We start from the raw sequence: 17,571 nt of genomic DNA on the forward strand, positions 1-17,571 counted from the left end.
GCCGTGTCGACGGCGGCCTGGCTGCCTGACCTCAGCTCTTACACGTGTCAGCTGGCGTGCACGCGTGGGTCGCGGTCTTCGACGACGTACGTCTGGCGCGCAGGTGAACGACGGCGGGGCACGATAGGTCCATGCAGATCGACGAACGAGTACGACGAGCCCGCCCTGACGACATCCCCGCGCTCGTGGACCTGGTGTACGGCCTGGCCGAGTACGAGCGAGCCCCCGACGAGTGCCGGCTGACCGCGGACCAGCTCCACACCGCACTCTTCGGCGAGAACCCCGCCGTCTTCTGCCACGTCGCCGAACACGAGGGCGCGGTGGCCGGATGCGCCCTGTGGTTCCTCAGCTTCTCCACCTGGCGCGGCGTCCACGGCATCTACCTCGAAGACCTCTTCGTCCGCCCCGAAACCCGCGGCACCGGCCTCGGCAAAGCCCTCCTCACCGCCCTGGCCCAAGAGTGCGTCATCCAAGGCTACGAACGCCTCGAATGGTCCGTCCTCGACTGGAACACCCCCGCCATCGACTTCTACAAGTCCCTGGGCGCCCACCCCCAAGACGAATGGACCATCTACCGCCTGACCGACGAACCCCTCACCCGCCTCGGCTCGTAGCCTCCGGGCCGGTGACGCACCCGGAATAGGCGCGGGGGTTCGGCCGTTGATGCGGTGTCTTGGTTGATACGAGGAGGTGTTTGGTGGAGGACTTGCGGGCGCTCAGTTATGGGCTGGGGCAGCAGTACTTCGAGGAGCGGGATTATCGGGGGGCTATCCGGGCTCTGCGGCCGGTGGTGGAGGAGACGCCTGAGGATGTGGGGACTCGGTTGCTGCTGGCTCGGGCCTACTATCACGCCGCGTTGCTGAAGCCGGCTGAGGAGCAGTTGCTCGAGGTGATCGAGCGGGAGCCGACCGAGTACTACGCGCACCTGATGATGGCGCGGACGCTCGAGCGGCAGTCCCGGACCGAGGAGGCCGGCAAGCACCGCCGGATCGCGGCGGCGCTCACCGGTGACGACGAACTCCTCAAGCCTCACAGCGCCTGACGACGGGCGCGTTCAGCGCGCCTGACGTTGGGCGACGTACAGGTCGGGGACGGCGGGGCGGTCGCCCAGTAGGTAGGTGCCGTTCTCGAGGTCGCCTTGGAAGTCGCGGGGCAGGCCGCTCGGGTCTGCGGTGAGACCTTGCAGGCCGACGGTGATGCTGCGGGGTGCGACGTCGGCGAGCTGGATCGCGTAGGGACTGCCGGAGGTGATCCGGACGTTCCAGTGCGCGATCCGCGCGCCGAACAGCGGCCCGGACGCGGCAGACCCACCGACCCGGCCGTTGTTCACCAGCGTGATGTCGGTACGGGCGTTCTCGAACGGCATCGCGCGATGCGTGTCGAACGTCCCCTCGGCCATCCGCCCGCGCCGCCAGACGTTGCCCGCCGACAGCCCTTCCAGGTTGAGGCCGTGATGCGTCGACCCGGACGGCAGCGGCACCGTGAACTGCTCGATCTCGAACCCGTCCACCTGGTTGTCGTGCGACTGCATCCGGCAGGCGAAGCTGTGATGCGCGGACCGGCCGCCGACCACCACGTTCGTCAGCGTCACCGCCTTCGTCGTGGTGAACCCGAACCCGAGATCGCAGTTCTCCACCCGTACGTCGTCCGCCCAGCAGTCGTGAACCGCCTGGAAACACAGGCCGTTCGACCCCGGATGCCTGTTGTGCGCGGTCATCGGCCGCAGCTCGTTCCGAATCGTCAACGACTCGACACCGACGTCGTGGACCGTCGGCCCGACCTCCCGCAACCGCGACGGCCAGCTCGGCCGGAGGTCGTACCTGAGCGGCTGGGCCAACCGCACCAACCGCTCACCCAGCACCGCCTCGATCCGCACCGGCCACTGCAGGCTCGCGTACTGCACGTACTGCCCACCGGACCCGGTCGTCAGCTGCGGTGCCTTCACTGGCCAGTCGTACTCCCGCGTCCCGGCCACGTCCCCGGCCAGATGCCGCAGTACGCCGGCATCGGCCGGATTGTCGGTCTCGAGTACGACGAGATCCCCGGCGGCGAGGTGTTCGGTCGAAGACACGAGCAGCGTCCGTTGACCGCGGGACGCCGCACCGACCTCGGCCAACGTGTCGCCGAGCAACCAACCTTCGGAGCCGGCGTAGTCCTCGGCCTCCGACAGTGCCTTCCGCTCCGGCGCCATCACCCAGATCTGGCCACCCGTCCACGACCAGCGGCTGTTGCCGGTCGACTGCAGGTTCGGCCGGTAGCCCTCCTCGAGCGGGCGGTTGAAGTGCAGGATCGTGCGCTCCCGGCCCGCTCCCGTCAGGACGACGTTCGACCAGTGGATCCAGACCGGCGAGTCGAAGCGGTACACACCGGGAGGTACGACGACCGTTCCGCCACCGCGACTGCCGGCGTACTGGAGGGCCTGGGTGAAGGGGACGGACGCGTCCGCGGTGCTGCCGGGACGAGCGCCGAAGTCGGTGACGTTCGCGACCACCCGCGGGCGGAGCGGGTGCTCGCCGCCGCGGAAGCCGGCGTGGGAGATGTCGGGGATGAGCGGATGGGCGCCGGGTGCCTCGGCCCATTCGGCCAGGAGTTGGGTGGAGAGGTCACCACGAGAGGCCGGCGGGGTGGCAGCGGCGGCAGGTGAGGTCAGCAAGGTGGTCGCGGGAACGGCTGCGGCACTGCCGAGCAGGAGACGCCGGGTCAGGCGGGGCGAGGTGTTGGGGTTCTGCATGGAGAACTCTCCTCAGGGGCGGTGAGGTTTCGCATGACGGGACCTAGTTTCACCACATGGACCCGGCCTGACAAGGGCGTGATGGAATGACGGACAGGTGATTGGCGTTGGGCTGGGCATCGGTAGTTTAATAGTGAACTATCTACCCAGTCGAGGAGGACAGATGCAGTTCGGTGTGTTCACCGTCGGTGACGTGACCGAGGATCCGACCACCGGTACGACCGTGAGCGAGGCCGAGCGGATCAAGGCGATGGTGGCCATCGCACTGAAGGCCGAAGAGGTCGGCCTGGACGTGTTCGCGCAGGGTGAGCACCACAACCCGCCGTTCGTGCCGTCGTCGCCGACCACCCAGCTCGGCTTCATCGCCGCGAAGACCTCGAAGATCATCCTGTCCACCGCGACGACCCTGATCACCACCAACGACCCGGTGAAGATCGCCGAGGACTACGCGATGCTGCAGCACCTGGCCGACGGCCGGGTCGACCTGATGATGGGTCGCGGCAACACCGGACCGGTGTACCCGTGGTTCGGTCAGGACATCCGCAACGGCATCGGGCTCGCGATCGAGAACTACGCCCTGCTGCGCCGGCTTTGGCGTGAGGACGTGGTCGACTGGGAAGGCAAGTTCCGTACGCCGCTGCAGGGCTTCACCGCGACCCCGCGGCCGCTGGACGGCGTACCGCCGTTCGTGTGGCACGGGTCGATCCGCTCGCCGGAGATCGCCGAGCAGGCCGCGTACTACGGCGACGGCTTCTTCCACAACAACATCTTCTGGCCGGTCTCGCACACCCAGCGGATGATCGAGCTGTACCGCAAGCGCTTCGAGCACTACGGCCACGGCGCCGCGGACCAGGCGATCGTCGGTCTCGGCGGTCAGGTGTTCATGCGGAAGAACTCGCAGGACGCCGTCAACGAGTTCCGGCCGTACTTCGACAACGCGCCGGTCTACGGACACGGGCCTTCCCTGGAGGACTTCAGCCGGGAGACGCCGTTGACGGTCGGCAGCCCGCAGCAGGTGATCGAGCGGACGCTGACGTTCCGGGAGCACTTCGGTGACTACCAGCGCCAGCTGTTCCTGATGGACCACGCCGGGCTGCCGTTGAAGACCGTGCTGGAGCAGCTGGACATCCTCGGCGAAGAGGTGGTTCCGGTACTGCGCAAGGAGTTCGCCGCCAAGCGGCCGGCGCAGGTCCCGGACGCGCCGACGCACGCTTCGCTGAAGGCCGCCGCCGAGCGGGCACGCGACCTGGAGACGATCGCGGAGCCGGCCGGATCGGTCGAGGAGACGAGCCGATGAAGGAACGGGTGATCGCCGTGGTGACGGCCGGGCTGACGACACCGTCGTCGTCCCGGCTGCTCGCCGACCAGCTGGCGGCCGCCGTCCGGGACGAGTTGTCCGGGCGCGGGATCGAGTCGCGGATCGAGCTGATCGAGGCCCGCGACCACGCGCATGAGCTGACGAACAACCTCCTCACCGGCTTCCCCTCGGCCGAGCTGGAGAAGGTGCTCGCCACGGTGGCCGGGGCGGACGCTCTGATCGTGGTCTCGCCGACCTTCAGTGCGTCGTACTCCGGGCTGTTCAAGATGTTCTTCGATGTGCTCGACGACCAGGCGTTGGCCGGCAAGCCGGTCCTGCTCGCGGCGACCGGCGGGACCGAGCGCCACTCGCTGGTGCTCGAGTTCGCGCTGAGGCCGCTGTTCGCCTATCTGAAGGCGATCCCGGTCCCGACCGCCGTGTACGCCGCGTCCACGGACTGGGGTCCGAACGCGACGACGCTGCGGCCGCGCATCACTCAGGCCGCGAGCGAGCTGGTCGCCGCCCTGCAGCACGAGACGCCGACGCACGCGGATCCCTACGACAACCCAACGCCGTTCGAGGACCTGCTGAAGGGCTAGGACCGCTCGTCGATGAGCAGTGAGATGCCGTCGAGGATCCGGGTGAGGCCGAAGGACAAGGCGTGCGCGGGGTCGATGACCGACTGGAACTGCTCGCCGACAGAGGTGCCGACCCGTCCCGCCACCGGGAAGTGCTGAGCCGCGCCGGACATGACGCGGGTCAGGGTCGGCGAGATCTGCCGCCACCACTCCTCGTCGGACAGCCCGGACTCGCGCTGGGTCCGGAGCTGTTCGGCGCCGGCACGGGCGGTCCCGTGAACGTGCGTGAGCACCAGGGTCAGGGCCGAGTCCATCTCGACGTCGGTCAGCCCGAGGCCGTCGAGCGGCCGTAGCTCGGCCTCGTACTTGACGGTGATGTTGGGGCCGAGCGCGTTGCGCATGGTCGGGACGTCGTGGATCCAGGGGTGCTTCGTGAGCACGTCCCAGTTGCGACGGGCAATGAACTCCAGCGCTCCACGCCAGCCGCCGGGCTGCCGCGAGGGTTCGTCGGCGTCGGCGTACAGGTCGCCGTACACGCTGTCGAACATCAGGTCGGTCAGCTCGCCCTTGCCCGGGACATGCGTGTACAGCGACATCGTCCCGGCCTTCAGCTGCTCGGCGACCATCCGCATCGAGACCGCGTCGAGCCCCTGAGTGTCGGCCAGGTCGATCGCCGTGTCGACAATCGCCCGCACGGTCAGGCCGGACCGGCCGGGCTTGGTGTGGCTGCCCCAGAGCAGCGCCAGACTGCGCGCCGGATCGGGCGCGGACACCTTCTTTCCTGCCAACGGAACTAACTCCAGCCGCTCGTCGTTGTCCCGATCGTACCTGAGTCGTACAGTGTACGGTACACTCTACGACTCAACCTGGGCGAGAGGTGGGAAGTGACTACGGAACGTGTAATCGAGGCCGTCGGCGTACGGAAGAACTACTGGGGCGGCACCGAGGGCGCGGGGCTGAACGGTTTCGACCTGGAGGTCACCGCCGGCACGGTGACGGGGCTGCTCGGCCCCAACGGTGCCGGCAAGACGACGGCGGTGCGGATCCTGTCCACACTGCTCGAGCTGGACTCCGGTACGGCGACGATCGCTGGGTACGACGTCCGTCGGCAAGGAGCGGAGGTACGGCGCCGGATCGGGCTGGTCGGGCAGTACGCCGCGATCGACGAAGTACTGACCGGGCGGCAGAACCTGGTCATGTTCGGCCGGCTGAACCACCTGGGGCGCACGGCCTCGGTACGCCGAGCCGACGAGTTGCTCGAGCGGTTCAGCCTGACGGAGGCAGCCGGTCAGGCGGTCAGCAAGTACTCCGGTGGGATGCGGAGACGGCTCGATCTGGCGGCCAGCCTGATCGTGGCGCCGGCGGTCCTGTTCGTGGACGAGCCGACGACCGGGTTGGATCCGGCCGGGCGGCTCGAGGTGTGGTCGGCCGTACGGCAGTTGGTCGACGGCGGGACGACGGTGTTGCTGACGACGCAGTACCTGGAGGAGGCGGATCAGCTGGCGAACCGGATCTCGATGCTCAAGGCCGGGGTGGTCGTGGCCGAGGGCACCCCGGACGAACTGAAGACGCGGCTCGGCTCGGACTGGCTGGACCTGGCGCTGGTCGATCCAGCCGACGTGCAGCGGGTGGTCGGGTTGGCCGGACCACTGGCGGACGGAGACATTCGGATTGCCGGCAATCGGATCAGCGTGCCGGTGAAGGACCGCACCAAGGCCCTCGTGGTGATGGCCAACTCGTTGCACGAGGCAAAGATCGAGCCGGAGGACATCACCTTGCGCAGACCCACGCTGGACGAGGTGTTCCTGCACCTGACGGGACCGGAGGTGGCGGCATGACGGGGTTTGGATGGGCGCTCGCGGATGGGTGGACGATCGCGCGGCGGACCTTGACGCACTGGCGGATGCAGCCGGGGCTGGTGCTCTTCTCCTGGTTCTTCCCGGTGCTGATGCTGCTGATGTTCGGCGGGCTGCTCGGCGGGGCGATGGACTTCCCCGACGGCGAGTCGTACTACGAACTGCTCGTGCCGGGGATCTTCGCGCTGTCGATGCTGTTCGGGCTGGAAGGCACGATGACCGCGGTCACCCAGGACCGGGACAAGGGGGTGACCGACCGGTTCCGCTCGCTGCCGATGAGCTCGGCGGCGGTCGTCCTCGGGCGGTGCATCGCGGACATGCTGGACTCGGTGGTGACGCTGATCGTGCTTGCCGCGGCCGGGCTCGCGCTCGGCTGGCGGTGGCATGAAGGACTGCCGGCCGCGGTGGCCGCGTTCGGGTTGCTGTTGCTGCTGCGGTTCGCATTGCTGTGGATCGGGATCTTCATCGGGCTGACGGTGAAGAACGCTCAGAGCGTGACGATGGTGCAGGTCCTGGTCTGGCCGATCGGCTTCCTGTCCAGTGCGTTCGTCGCCACGTCCACGATGCCGGCCTGGCTCGGCACGATCGCGCAGTGGAATCCGTTGTCGGCCACGGCCACCGCGTCGCGTGCCCTGTTCGGCAATCCCGATCCGTCGGCGACCGCCACCTGGATCGGCACCCATGCCGAGCTCGCGGCGATCATCGGGCCACTGGTCCTGACGGCAATCTTCCTGCCCCTGTCAGCCCACCGCTACCGCACGCTCTCCCGGTAGAGATGCCTGTGGGGCTCCGGCGGCATACCGCTGGAGCCCCACTCTAGAGCTTGCCTATGGCATCAATTGGCCGCCGTTGACCTCGATGATCTGGCCGGTGACGTACGACGCCATCCGCTCGGAGGCGAGGAACAGGATGGTGCCGACGCACTCGTGCGGGGTGCCGGAGCGGCCCATCGGGATGGTGCCGATCATCGCGTTCATCTGCTCGTCGCCGGTGTGGCGGTCGTGGAACGGGGTCTTGATCACGCCGGGCGAGATCGCGTTGACGCGGATGCCGTCCGGTGCGACCTCCTTGGCCAGGCCGCGGGTGAAGGTGCTGACCGCGCCCTTGCTGGTCGCGTAGACGACCGACCCGCCGCCACCGCCGTTCCGGCCGGCTATCGAGGTGACGTTGATGATGGAGCCGCCGCCCTGCGCGCGGAACACCGGCACGATCTTGCGGCTGACGGCGAACACCGACGTCAGGTTCACGTCGAGGATCCGGTGGAACTCCTCGTCGGGTACGTCGGTCACAGGGGTCCGCTTGACCAGGTCGCCCGCGTTGTTCACGAGTACGTCGATCCGCCCGTGCTTCGCCAGCACGTCGTCGATCAGCTTCCCGGCCGACGCCGGATCCGCGAGGTCCGCCTGGTGCAAGGACGCCGTACCGCCGGCCGTCTGCACCGCGCCGAGCGTGTGCCTGGCTCCCTCCTCGTTCTGGTGGTAGTGCAACGCGACCGCGGCCCCGGTCTCCGCGAACCCCACCGCCGCCGCGGCCCCGATCCCGCTGCTGGCCCCGGTCACCACCACAACCTGATCCCTGAAATCCAGATATCCCATGCGCCCCATCCTCCCCCGACGGCGCCTGGGAACGCGCCGTGGGCCAGTTCCAAGCGGCGCGGCCGGGGGTAGATTTTTTGGATGGGATATGCGCTGGGGCGGTTGGATCTTCGGCGGTGGCGGACGGGGGATGCGCTGCGGCTGACAGCGGCGCATCGCGATCCCGAGATGGCGAACCAGAACGGGATCGTGGACCGGGCGTCCGCGGTGGACTGGATCGGGCGCGTGGCGGACCTCGACAACGGGCATGTGTACGCCGTCGCGGACGCGGACGACCACCCGATCGGGTGTGTGGCGGTGACGAACATCGACCGGCATCAGGTCGGCTGGACGTGGTACTGGACCCTCGCCGAAGTCCGCGGCCAAGGCGTCGCCCGGGACTCGCTCCGCGCCCTCGCCAACTGGGCCCACCGGGAGGCCGGCCTCTACCGACTGGAGCTCGGTCACCGCACCAACAACGCGGCCTCGTGCGCGGTCGCCGCCGGTGCCGGTTTCCTCTACGAAGGCCTCGAACGCCAGCGCCACGCGTACGACGGCACCCGGTACGACGTCGAACGCCACGCCCGCCTGGCCACCGACCCGCTCAACCCACCCCAACGCCCAGTCACCGTCACCATCTGAGCCGTCAGCCCTTCGGCGGCTGCAGAACGCAGAACTCGTTCCCGTCCGGATCGCCGAGAAGATGCCAGGTCCAGCCGTCCTCGACGATGGGCTCAACGGTCACCTGCGTCGCCCCCAGCCCGCGCACCCGACTCACCTCGGCGGACAGATCCGGCGTCCGAAGGTCCAGGTGCAGACGGTTCTTGCCGACCTTCCGATCGTCCGTACGCTGCAGCAGAACTTCACAGCCACGCCCGTCGCCCGGAATCAGACTCAGGTACGTCGCCGACGAGCCGCCCGCGCGGTCGTAGCCCAGGACCTGGCTCCAGAACTCGGCGGAACGATCCAGGTCGGACACGTCGACCACGATCGCCAGCTCGCCGTGGGAGTACCGCTGCACCTCGCGATCAACCATGCAGCGACCCTACTGATCAGAGCGTGAGCTTCGGGTGGCGGTTGACGTCTTTGTAGAGGAGGTAGCGGAAGCGGCCAGGGCCACCGGCGTAGCAGGCCTGGGGGCAGAAGGCTCGGAGCCACATGAAGTCGCCCGCCTGCACCTCGACCCAGTCCTTGTTGAGCAGGTAGACCGCCTTGCCCTCCAGCACATACAGCCCGTGCTCCATCACATGTGTCTCCGGGAAGGGGATCACGCCGCCCGGCTCGAAGCTGACGATGTTGACGTGCATGTCGTGCCGCACATCGTCCGGATCCACGAACCGCTGCGTCTTCCACCGCCCCTCGGTGTCCGGCATCGCCACCCCCTCGACGTCCACCTCGTTCGTGACGAACGCCGGCGGTACGTCGATCCCCTCGATCCGCTCGTACGACTTCCGCACCAGGTGGAACCGCGTGACCCGATCGCTCACGTTCCGCACGGTCCAGTCCACGCCCGGCGGCACGAACGCATACCCACCCGGCCCGAGCTCGTGCTTCTCGCCGTCCAGGGTCACCGTCACGCTGCCCTCGACTACGAACAGCACCGCCTCGGCGGCCGGATCCGTCTCCGGCCTGTCACTCCCGCCACCGGGAGCGACCTCGACGATGTACTGCGAGAAAGTCTCCGCGAACCCGGACAACGGCCGCGCGAGCACCCACAACCGGGTGTCCTCCCAGAACGGCAGCCGACTGGTGACGATGTCCCGCATCGTGCCGCGCGGGAGTACGGCGTACGCCTCGGTGAAGACGGCGCGGTCGGTGGTGAGGTCGCTCTGCGCAGGCAGACCGCCCGTCGGGGAGTAGTAGCTCATCCTCGTTCTCCTCGGTTCAGCAGCCGCCCGCGGGGGCCGGCCTCGATGTCGACGGGAACGCCGCGGAGCCAGGTACGGCGGACCACGCCGGTGAGCGGGCGATCGGCGTACGGCGTGATGGCGTTCTTGTGCTGCAAGGCGTTCGGGTCGACGACGAAGGTCTCGTCGGGCGCGAGTACGCAGAGGTCGGCGTCGTACCCGACCTCGATCCGGCCCTTGGTCCTCAGCCCGACCTGCGCGGCCGGCGCCTGGCTCATCCAGCGGGTGAGGTCGGCCAGGGTGAGGCCGCGCTTGCGCGCCTCGGTCCACACCGCCGGCAGCCCGAGCTGGAGCGAGGCGATGCCACCCCAGGCGGTGCCGAAGTCACCGGTGTCGAGGTGCTTGAGGTCGATCGTCGACGGCGAATGGTCGGACACGACCAGGTCGATCACGCCGTCGCGCAGGCCGTCCCAGAGGCGTTCACGGTTCTCGGCCTCGCGGATCGGCGGGCAGCACTTGTACTGTGTCGCGCCGTCGGGGATCTCCTCGGCGGTGAGGGTCAGATAGTGCGGACAGGTCTCGGCCGTGATCCGTACGCCGTCACTGCGAGCCGCAGCGAGTAGCGGGAGGACGTCGGAGGAGGAAACGTGCAGGATGTGCACCCGGCAACCTGTCGCGCGGGCGAGTTCGATGACGTTGGCGACGGCTTCGGTTTCCGCCGCACGGGGGCGTGAGCGCAGGAAGTCGAGGTAGGTCGCGCCGTTCGGCGGTGGGGCATCGTCGATCCGGTGGGCATCCTCGGCGTGGACGATCAGCAGGCCGTCGAAGGCGCTGATCTCTCGCATCGCCGCCTGGAGTTGCGCGTGATCCAGCGGCGGGAACTCGTCGACGCCCGAGTGCAGCAGGAAGCACTTGAATCCGAAGACTCCAGCGTCGTGCAGCGGACGCAGGTCGGGGACGTTGCCCGGGATCGCGCCGCCCCAGAAGCCGACATCGACGTACGCCTGGTGCTGGGCGGTCTTCCGCTTCACCTCGAGCGCCGGTACGTCGCACGTCGGCGGGATGCTGTTCAGCGGCATATCGATGATCGTGGTGACGCCGCCGGCCGCGGCGGCCCGGGTCGCGGAGGTGAAGCCCTCCCAGTCGGTGCGACCCGGATCGTTGACGTGGACGTGGGAGTCGACCAGGCCAGGCAGCAGCACCTCGTCGTCGGCCAGGTGCACGTGCTCGGTGGCCGCGAGGTCGGCGTCGTACGGCGCGACGGCGGTGATCCGCCCGTCCCGGACGCCGACGGCACACGCCCGTTCACCTGCGGCGCTCACCACCCGGCGAGCCCGGATCACGAGGTCCAACGCTGTCATGCATCGCCCCTCTCACTTGCTGTCATCGTAGGTGGTCCGCCGCGATCCGCTCCCCGAGTCGCTGCAGCAACGGCACCGGTTCCGCGATACACCGCCGTACGTCGGGCTCCAGGTCTGTCAGGGCGTACGCCGCGACTACGCCGGCTGATCGCAGTCGCTCAGGGTCCAGCTTGTTGCTGCCACAGACCGCGACGACCGGGATGCCCGCGGCGGCGGCCGCGACTCCGGCGACTGCCTTGCCGTGCAACGTCTGCTCGTCGAGCGCACCTTCTCCGGTGATCACGAGGTCGGCGCCCTGGAGCTGTTCGTGGAAGCCGACGAGCTCGAGTACCAGCTCGATCCCTGGTCGCAACTCCGCCCCGAGGAGGGCCAGAGCTGCGAAACCCACTCCGCCGGCCGCGCCGGCTCCCGGGGCATGACGGAGGTCCTGCCCGGTCTCCCGAGCCACCAGATCGGCCCAGCGCGCCAGGGCGGCGTCAAGCTCCTTCACCTGCTCGGGGTTGGCGCCCTTCTGCGGGCCGTAGACGGCGGCAGCACCAGTTGCCCCGGTCAACGGGTTGTCCACGTCGCACGCCACCACGACCTCGATGCCGTCCATACGTTCCCGAAGGGCACGCAGGTCGAGCGCAGCTGTGCCACCCAACGCCGTGACGATCCCGGCTCCACCATCGGTTGATGCGCTACCGCCGATGCCCAGAATCACGCGGGTGCAGCCGTCGTCGATCGCGGCGGCCATCAGCTCGCCGGTTCCGCGTGAGGTCGCTGTCATCGGGGCGGGCGCGCCACCCGGCAACCGGACCAGGCCCGAGACGTCGGCCAGCTCGACGACGGCTACGTCGCCGCGGCGGGCGAAGCCGGTTTTGACTGGTTCGCCGGTCGGGCCGGAGGCGGTGACCGGAACCAGGTGGAAGCCGGCCGCGACAGCGGCGGCCAAGGTGCCGTCGCCGCCGTCAGCTACTGGAACGGAGACCACAGTCAGGTCCGGGTGAACCCGGCGGAGGCCGGCGCCGACCGCGGCGGCGACCTCCGCACTGGTCAGACTTCCTTTGAATTTGTCCGAAGCAACTATTGCCCGAGGCATCAGTCGAGCAGGGCGAGGGCGGTCGGGGCGTCGTCCGGGCTCTCGGCCAGGTCTTCGAACTCGACGATGTTGTCGATCTCCAGACCCATGGACACGTTCGTCACGCGCTCGAGGATGACCTCGACCACGATCGGGACCTGGTGCTCGACCATCAGCTTCTTGGCCTGCTCCAGCGCCGGCAGGATCCCGTCCGGCTCGAACACCCGCAGCGCCTTGCAGCCGAGTCCTTCGGCGACCTTCACGTGGTCGACGCCGTACCCGTTGAGCTCAGGGCTGTTGATGTTCTCGAACGACAGTTGCACGCAGAAGTCCATGTCGAACCCACGCTGTGCCTGCCGGATCAGCCCCAGGTACGAGTTGTTCACGACCACGTGGATGTAGGGGATGTTGAACTGCGCCCCGACCGCCAGCTCCTCGATCAGGAACTGGAAGTCGTAGTCGCCCGACAGTGCCACGACCGTGCTGTCCGGATCCGCGACCGCAACGCCCAGCGTCGCCGGCACAGTCCATCCGAGCGGGCCGGCCTGACCGGCGTTGATCCAGTGCCGCGGCCGATACACGTGCAGCAACTGCGCAGCCTGGATCTGTGACAATCCGATCGTCGACACGTAGCGAGTGTCGGGACCGAACGCGCGGTTCATCTCCTCGTACACCCGCTGCGGCTTGACCGGCACGTTGTCGAAATGCGTCTTGCGCTCCAACGCCGTCTTCCGGGCAGAGCACTCGTCGGCCCACGCGGACCGGTCCGCCAGCTTGCCCTCGGCGGCCCACTCGCGCGCCACCTCAACGAACACCTCCAGCGCGGCGCGAGCGTCGGACACGACGCCGTAGTCCGGTGCGAACACCCGTCCGATCTGGGTCGGCTCGATGTCGACATGAATGAACTTCCGCTGGCCCTTGTACACCTCGAGGCCGCCGGTATGCCGGTTCGCCCACCGGTTGCCGATGCCGAGCACCAGATCCGAGGCCAGGAAGGTCGCGTTGCCGTACCGATGCGACGTCTGCAGCCCCACCATCCCCGCCATCAGCGGGTGGTCGTCCGGCAGCACACCCCAACCCATCAGCGTGGGTACGACGGGAATCCCGGTCAGCTCGGCGAACTCGACCAGCAGGTCCTCCCCGCCCGCGTTGATGATCCCGCCACCGGCGACGATCAGCGGGTGCTCAGAGGTGGCCAGCATCTCCAGCACCTTCTCCGCCTGCGCCCGGGTCGCGGCCGGGCGCGGCACCGGCAGTGGCTCGTAGGTGTCGATGTCGAAGTCGATCTCGGTCAGCTGGACGTCGATCGGCAGATCGATCAGCACCGGTCCGGGACGGCCCTCGCGCATCAGCTGGAACGCCTTCTGGAACGTCCCCGGCACCTGCGCGGCCTCCATCACCGTCACGGCCCATTTCGCGACCGGCTTGGCGATCGAGGCGATGTCGACCGCCTGGAAGTCCTCCTTGTGCAGCTTCGCCACCGGCGCCTGACCGGTGATGCACAGGATCGGGATCGAGTCGGCCGAGGCGGAGTACAGGCCGGTGATCATGTCGGTGCCGGCGGGACCCGACGTACCGATGCAGACTCCGATGTTGCCTGCGCGAGCACGGGTGTAGCCCTCGGCCATGTGCGAGGCAGCCTCGACATGGCGCGCCAGCACGTGCTTGATGCCGCCGTGCTTCTTCATCGCGCTGTAGAAGGGGTTGATCGCTGCGCCGGGCAGACCGAACGCCTGCGTCGAGCCTTCCTTCTCCAGGATCAGGACCGCGGCGTCGACCGCGCGCATGCGGGCCATCAGTCCGTCGCCTTCCCGGACAGGCGCTCGACTCCACGGAGCAGGACGGAGTGGTCGAGACCGCCGTCGCCGTTCGCCTTGGCGGACGCGACCAGTTGGGCAACGAGCGCACCCAGCGGTACGACGACTCCCGCCTCGCGCGCGGCGGCGGTGACGATGCCCATGTCCTTGTGATGCAGGTCGATCCGGAAGCCGGGCTGGAAGGAGCGGGACAGCATGTTCTCCTTCTTCTGGTTCAGTACCGCGGATCCGGCCAGGCCGCCGCCGAGGACTTCGAGGGCTGCCTTGGTGTCGACGCCGTACGCCTCCAGGAAGATCACGGCCTCGGACACCGCTTGGATGTTGGCGGCGACGATCAGCTGGTTCGCGGCCTTGACCGTCTGGCCCGAGCCGCTCGGCCCGACGTGGACGACGGTCTTGCCGACGACGTCGAACAGCGGCTTGGCGATCGCGAAGTCGTCGGCCTCGCCGCCGACCATGATCGACAGCGCGGCGTTCTTCGCGCCGGTCTCGCCGCCGGAGACCGGGGCGTCGAGCATCCGGAAGCCCAGCGCCCGCGCCTGCTCGGCGAGCTGCTGCGTGACGTCCGGCCGGATGCTGGAGAAGTCGATGATCAGCGTGCCGGTCTCGGCCAGCTGGAAGACGCCGTCCTCCCCCTCGAGCACCTGCTGCACGTCGGGCGAGTCCGGGACCATCACGGCGACCACGTCAGCGTCCTTGACCGCGTCGGCCAGCGAGGTCGCGGCACGACCGCCGGCCGCGACGAGTTCCTTGGCGCGGTCCGGGCTGCGGTCGAAACCGGCGACCGTGTGGCCGGCGTTGGCCAGGTGCACGGCCATCGGGTTGCCCATGATGCCTAGGCCGATGAAGGCGATGTTCGTCATGTCTGTCTTCTCCTATGCAGTGGCCGGCCGGCGCTCGCGCGGCAGCCAGCCGAAGCTCTCGTCGGTGGTGGTGGACGGCTTGTACTCGAGGCCGACCCACCCGGCGTACCCCTGGTTCTCGAGGTCGGCGAGCTGCCGGTCGAGCGGCAGCGATCCGGTGCCGGGTTCGTTGCGGCCGGGCGCGTCGGCGATCTGGACGTGCGCGATCCGGTCCGCGTGGCCGGCGATCACGCGATCGACGTCGTCGCCGTTGACCGCGAGGTGGTAGAGATCCGCGAGCAGTCCGACGTTCGGTACGTCGTACGCCGCCTGAACGCGATCGATCACGGCCAACGCGTCGGCCGCGGTGCGCAGCGGGTACCGGTCGGCGCCACTGACCGGCTCGATCAGCACGGTGCCACCGATCCGGGCGGCCGCGCGGGCGGCGAGACCGAGGTTCTCAACGGCGAGCTCGTCCTGCTCGGCCGCGCTCTGGTCGTCGACCCGGTTGCCGTACAGGGCGTTGAAAGCCGGGCAGCCGAGCCGCTCACCGATGCCGATGGTGGCGTCGATGTTGTCGCGGAACTCGCCCGACCGCTTCGGCCAGGAGACCAGGCCGCGATCGCCGCCGGGCATGTCGCCGGCGAAGAAGTTGAGGCCGACCAGCTGGACGCCGGCGTCCTCGATCGCGGTGACGAAGGCGTCCGCGTCGGTGTCCGACGGCACCGCCTCGGCGAACGGCCACCAGAACTCGACCGCGCCGAAGCCCGCCCGCCGGGCGGCCGCCGGTCGCTCCAGCAACGGCAGTTCGGTGAACAGGATCGAGCAGTTCACCGCGTAGCGCAGTGCGTGACTCATGGCGCCCCTTCCTCTTGACTTCCGTATCGTGGAAGTTTGTTTCTGTTCTGCGAAATGACCATAGGATGCCTGGAAAGGACGCGTCAAGGTTTGAGTGGCCGGTCCGCCGTTGTACGTTCCTGTCAGGACCGGGCGATCGGGCCAGAGGAGGTGCGCCGTGCTGGTATCCGAACTGCTCGACGCGCCGGAGCTGGGCCTGCGCCTGCTGCACGCGCCCGACGGCACGCTCGATCGCCCGATCGGGCGGCTCGTCACGACCGACCTGCTGGAGCCGGGCCGGTACCTGAACGGCGGCGAACTGGTGCTGACCGGGCTGGTCTGGCGCCGTACCGAGGCCGACAGCGAGACCTTCGTGGCGTCGGCGGCCGGTCGCGGCGCGGCCACGATCCTGGCCGGCCGGGCGCTGCTCGACCGCGTTCCCGACGACCTGCTCGATGCTTGCCGTCGGCATCAGATTGCGCTCGTCGAAGTACCGGTCGAGGTCGCGTTCGCTGACGTGACCGAGTACGTCGCGGCCGCGGGTGCAGCCGAGACCGGAGCGCGGCTGTCCGCAAGCCTGGTGCGGCAGCGGCAGTTGCTGTCCTCGATCGCCGCCGGCCGGAGTCTGGACGAACTCGCTGCCCGCATCTCTGCGGAGATCGGGCATGCCTGCAGAGTCATCACGTCGACCGGGCGACAGGTCGTGCCTGGTCCTGGTGAACTGGACGACGCGACCCTGGACGCGGTCACCCGGCAGTTTCTGATCGCGGATCGGATGCCGGGGGTCGCGGCCGTGGGCGACGCGGCGTACAGCCTGTTCCCGATCGGGTCGGGGCTCGACAACCGGCTGACGGCCTGGGTGTTGCTGATCGAAGGCGACCATCGGGAGTGGCCGCGCGATCACGTCGAAGCCGTGCAGGAGTTGTGTGCCGTCGCCGCGCTTGATCGCGCTCGCCGGGACGAGGGCCGACTTGCTCTCCGGCCGCTGGTGTCGGACGCCTTGGCGCTGGTCGAGTCAGGCGGTCCGCTCGCCGAGGTCGCGATTCGCTTGCGGCAGGCCGGTGCGCAGTCGGATCGGCCGATGGTGGTTGCGGTCGCCGAACTCCGCGACGAACCGCGCAACGACATCGCGTTCAGCGTTTTCGAAGACGTGGCGTTGACCGTCGGTCCGGCCGTGGTCGCGGCCGGCCGGGACGGTCTGCTGGTCGGCTTCCTGCCGTCGTCGCCCGGGCTGCCCGAGCAACTGCGCCGATCGTTCGCCCGGCTCTCACCTGGGCTCGGGCGCGGGAGACTGTCCGTCGGAGTCAGCGGTGAGACGGGTGTCGACGCATTGGCCGGTGCGCTGGAGGAAGCGCGATTCGCCCAACGTGCAGCGCAGGCGGGCAGGACTCCGGTGTCCGTGGTGACGTCGGACGAGGTCGCGTCGCATGTGTTGCTCCTCGCAACATTGCCCGACGACGTACGCCGTACTTACACCCATCGGGTTCTCGGGCCGGTGCTCGAGCACGACCGCCGTACGAATGCCGAACTGCTTGCCACGCTGCGGGAATTCCTCGCCTGTTCGTGTTCCTGGGCGCGTACGGCGGAGTCGATGCACCTGCACGTCAACACGGTTCGCTACCGGATCGAACGCGTAGAGCAACTGACCGGACGCGATCTGTCCCAGTTGGAGGACCGTGTCGACGTGTTCCTCGCACTGAAATCGCTGTGAACGCGGCGGTTTGGGTGATCACACAGATTCACGTGGTCTGAACCCCCGCATCTTCGGAGG

The 17,571-nt window shown here is 68.7% G+C and carries 18 protein-coding genes; 8 read left to right on the forward strand and 10 right to left on the reverse strand.

Going from position 1 to position 17,571, the window contains the following annotated elements; all coding sequences use genetic code 11:
* Nucleotides 1–131: 131 nt before the first annotated feature.
* Together AB0I34_RS00465 and AB0I34_RS00470 are read left to right on the forward strand one after the other, a co-directional pair.
* The gene (locus AB0I34_RS00465; RefSeq protein WP_360436982.1) at nt 132–614 is read left to right on the forward strand and encodes a GNAT family N-acetyltransferase; all 483 of its coding nucleotides are present in this window, start codon (nt 132–134) and stop codon (nt 612–614) included.
* An 83-nt stretch (nt 615–697) separates the two neighbouring features.
* Nucleotides 698–1,042 (forward strand): tetratricopeptide repeat protein, encoded by a 345-nt coding sequence (locus tag AB0I34_RS00470; RefSeq protein ID WP_360436985.1) that lies wholly within the window; start codon nt 698–700, stop codon nt 1,040–1,042.
* 12 nt (nt 1,043–1,054) lie between these two features.
* Here AB0I34_RS00470 and AB0I34_RS00475 read toward each other — a convergent pair whose 3' ends face one another.
* Nucleotides 1,055–2,731, reverse strand: coding sequence for a glycosyl hydrolase family 28-related protein (locus AB0I34_RS00475; protein ID WP_360436988.1), 1,677 nt, complete (start codon nt 2,729–2,731; stop codon nt 1,055–1,057).
* A gap of 163 nt (nt 2,732–2,894) precedes the next feature.
* Here AB0I34_RS00475 and AB0I34_RS00480 point away from each other — a divergent pair, with 163 nt between their 5' ends.
* Together AB0I34_RS00480 and AB0I34_RS00485 are read left to right on the forward strand one after the other, a co-directional pair.
* On the forward strand, nt 2,895–4,028 hold the full coding sequence (locus AB0I34_RS00480; protein ID WP_360436991.1) for an LLM class flavin-dependent oxidoreductase: 1,134 nt from the start codon (nt 2,895–2,897) through the stop codon (nt 4,026–4,028).
* Nucleotides 4,025–4,627 (forward strand): FMN reductase, encoded by a 603-nt coding sequence (locus tag AB0I34_RS00485; protein ID WP_360436994.1) that lies wholly within the window; start codon nt 4,025–4,027, stop codon nt 4,625–4,627. The genes AB0I34_RS00480 and AB0I34_RS00485 overlap by 4 nt, the downstream gene beginning before the upstream one ends.
* Here the strand turns inward: AB0I34_RS00485 and AB0I34_RS00490 are convergent.
* Nucleotides 4,624–5,379: a TetR/AcrR family transcriptional regulator gene (locus AB0I34_RS00490; RefSeq protein WP_360436997.1), complete on the reverse strand. Its 756-nt coding sequence runs from the start codon at nt 5,377–5,379 to the stop codon at nt 4,624–4,626. The two genes, AB0I34_RS00485 and AB0I34_RS00490, sit on opposite strands and share 4 nt — an antisense overlap.
* A gap of 111 nt (nt 5,380–5,490) precedes the next feature.
* On the opposite strand from AB0I34_RS00490, the gene AB0I34_RS00495 reads away from it, so the two are divergent.
* The gene (locus AB0I34_RS00495) at nt 5,491–6,444 is read left to right on the forward strand and encodes an ATP-binding cassette domain-containing protein (RefSeq protein WP_360437000.1); all 954 of its coding nucleotides are present in this window, start codon (nt 5,491–5,493) and stop codon (nt 6,442–6,444) included.
* Nucleotides 6,441–7,235, forward strand: a complete 795-nt coding sequence (locus AB0I34_RS00500) for an ABC transporter permease (protein WP_360437003.1) — start codon at nt 6,441–6,443, stop codon at nt 7,233–7,235. Before AB0I34_RS00495 ends, AB0I34_RS00500 begins: the two co-directional genes overlap by 4 nt.
* A gap of 54 nt (nt 7,236–7,289) precedes the next feature.
* Here the strand turns inward: AB0I34_RS00500 and AB0I34_RS00505 are convergent, their stop codons facing one another.
* Nucleotides 7,290–8,057 (reverse strand): glucose 1-dehydrogenase, encoded by a 768-nt coding sequence (locus tag AB0I34_RS00505; RefSeq protein WP_360437006.1) that lies wholly within the window; start codon nt 8,055–8,057, stop codon nt 7,290–7,292.
* Nucleotides 8,058–8,138: 81 nt separating this feature from the next.
* On the opposite strand from AB0I34_RS00505, the gene AB0I34_RS00510 reads away from it, so the two are divergent.
* On the forward strand, nt 8,139–8,678 hold the full coding sequence (locus AB0I34_RS00510) for a GNAT family N-acetyltransferase (protein ID WP_360437009.1): 540 nt from the start codon (nt 8,139–8,141) through the stop codon (nt 8,676–8,678).
* Between the two features lie 4 nt (nt 8,679–8,682).
* Here AB0I34_RS00510 and AB0I34_RS00515 read toward each other — a convergent pair whose 3' ends face one another.
* The 7 genes from AB0I34_RS00515 to AB0I34_RS00545 are packed head-to-tail and all read right to left on the reverse strand — an operon-like array spanning nt 8,683 to nt 15,821.
* Nucleotides 8,683–9,072 carry a VOC family protein gene (locus AB0I34_RS00515; protein WP_360437011.1) on the reverse strand — a complete coding sequence of 130 codons (390 nt, stop codon included), beginning with the start codon at nt 9,070–9,072 and terminating at the stop codon, nt 8,683–8,685.
* 16 nt (nt 9,073–9,088) lie between these two features.
* Nucleotides 9,089–9,904, reverse strand: coding sequence for a bifunctional allantoicase/(S)-ureidoglycine aminohydrolase (locus AB0I34_RS00520; protein WP_360437014.1), 816 nt, complete (start codon nt 9,902–9,904; stop codon nt 9,089–9,091).
* Entirely contained in the window at nt 9,901–11,244 is a 1,344-nt protein-coding gene (gene allB / locus AB0I34_RS00525) for an allantoinase AllB (protein WP_360437017.1), read from the reverse strand. The genes AB0I34_RS00520 and allB overlap by 4 nt, the downstream gene beginning before the upstream one ends.
* 22 nt (nt 11,245–11,266) lie before the next feature.
* On the reverse strand, nt 11,267–12,325 hold the full coding sequence (locus AB0I34_RS00530) for a glycerate kinase (protein WP_360437020.1): 1,059 nt from the start codon (nt 12,323–12,325) through the stop codon (nt 11,267–11,269).
* Entirely contained in the window at nt 12,325–14,100 is a 1,776-nt protein-coding gene (gene gcl / locus AB0I34_RS00535) for a glyoxylate carboligase (RefSeq protein ID WP_360437023.1), read from the reverse strand. The genes AB0I34_RS00530 and gcl overlap by 1 nt, the downstream gene beginning before the upstream one ends.
* Nucleotides 14,100–14,984, reverse strand: a complete 885-nt coding sequence (locus AB0I34_RS00540) for a 2-hydroxy-3-oxopropionate reductase (protein WP_360437026.1) — start codon at nt 14,982–14,984, stop codon at nt 14,100–14,102. The genes gcl and AB0I34_RS00540 overlap by 1 nt, the downstream gene beginning before the upstream one ends.
* A gap of 12 nt (nt 14,985–14,996) precedes the next feature.
* Nucleotides 14,997–15,821: a TIM barrel protein gene (locus AB0I34_RS00545; RefSeq protein WP_360437028.1), complete on the reverse strand. Its 825-nt coding sequence runs from the start codon at nt 15,819–15,821 to the stop codon at nt 14,997–14,999.
* 157 nt (nt 15,822–15,978) lie between these two features.
* Here AB0I34_RS00545 and AB0I34_RS00550 point away from each other — a divergent pair, with 157 nt between their 5' ends.
* Nucleotides 15,979–17,511 (forward strand): helix-turn-helix domain-containing protein, encoded by a 1,533-nt coding sequence (locus AB0I34_RS00550; protein ID WP_360437031.1) that lies wholly within the window; start codon nt 15,979–15,981, stop codon nt 17,509–17,511.
* Nucleotides 17,512–17,571: the final 60 nt, after the last annotated feature.

It is taken from the genome of Kribbella sp. NPDC050281, from assembly GCF_040655855.1.
Lineage (GTDB): Bacteria > Actinomycetota > Actinomycetes > Propionibacteriales > Kribbellaceae > Kribbella.

Bases quoted from the DNA above. Each gene is read 5' to 3' on its own strand.
- AB0I34_RS00465 (WP_360436982.1), top strand. From the start codon at position 132: ATGCAGATCGACGAACGAGTACGACGAGCCCGCCCTGACGACATCCCC.
- AB0I34_RS00475 (WP_360436988.1), bottom strand. From the start codon at position 2,731: ATGCAGAACCCCAACACCTCGCCCCGCCTGACCCGGCGTCTCCTGCTC.
- AB0I34_RS00480 (WP_360436991.1), top strand. From the start codon at position 2,895: ATGCAGTTCGGTGTGTTCACCGTCGGTGACGTGACCGAGGATCCGACC.
- AB0I34_RS00485 (WP_360436994.1), top strand. From the start codon at position 4,025: ATGAAGGAACGGGTGATCGCCGTGGTGACGGCCGGGCTGACGACACCG.
- AB0I34_RS00500 (WP_360437003.1), top strand. From the start codon at position 6,441: ATGACGGGGTTTGGATGGGCGCTCGCGGATGGGTGGACGATCGCGCGG.
- AB0I34_RS00505 (WP_360437006.1), bottom strand. From the start codon at position 8,057: ATGGGATATCTGGATTTCAGGGATCAGGTTGTGGTGGTGACCGGGGCC.
- AB0I34_RS00510 (WP_360437009.1), top strand. From the start codon at position 8,139: ATGGGATATGCGCTGGGGCGGTTGGATCTTCGGCGGTGGCGGACGGGG.
- AB0I34_RS00515 (WP_360437011.1), bottom strand. From the start codon at position 9,072: ATGGTTGATCGCGAGGTGCAGCGGTACTCCCACGGCGAGCTGGCGATC.
- AB0I34_RS00520 (WP_360437014.1), bottom strand. From the start codon at position 9,904: ATGAGCTACTACTCCCCGACGGGCGGTCTGCCTGCGCAGAGCGACCTC.
- allB (WP_360437017.1), bottom strand. From the start codon at position 11,244: ATGACAGCGTTGGACCTCGTGATCCGGGCTCGCCGGGTGGTGAGCGCC.
- AB0I34_RS00530 (WP_360437020.1), bottom strand. From the start codon at position 12,325: ATGCCTCGGGCAATAGTTGCTTCGGACAAATTCAAAGGAAGTCTGACC.
- gcl (WP_360437023.1), bottom strand. From the start codon at position 14,100: ATGGCCCGCATGCGCGCGGTCGACGCCGCGGTCCTGATCCTGGAGAAG.
- AB0I34_RS00540 (WP_360437026.1), bottom strand. From the start codon at position 14,984: ATGACGAACATCGCCTTCATCGGCCTAGGCATCATGGGCAACCCGATG.
- AB0I34_RS00545 (WP_360437028.1), bottom strand. From the start codon at position 15,821: ATGAGTCACGCACTGCGCTACGCGGTGAACTGCTCGATCCTGTTCACC.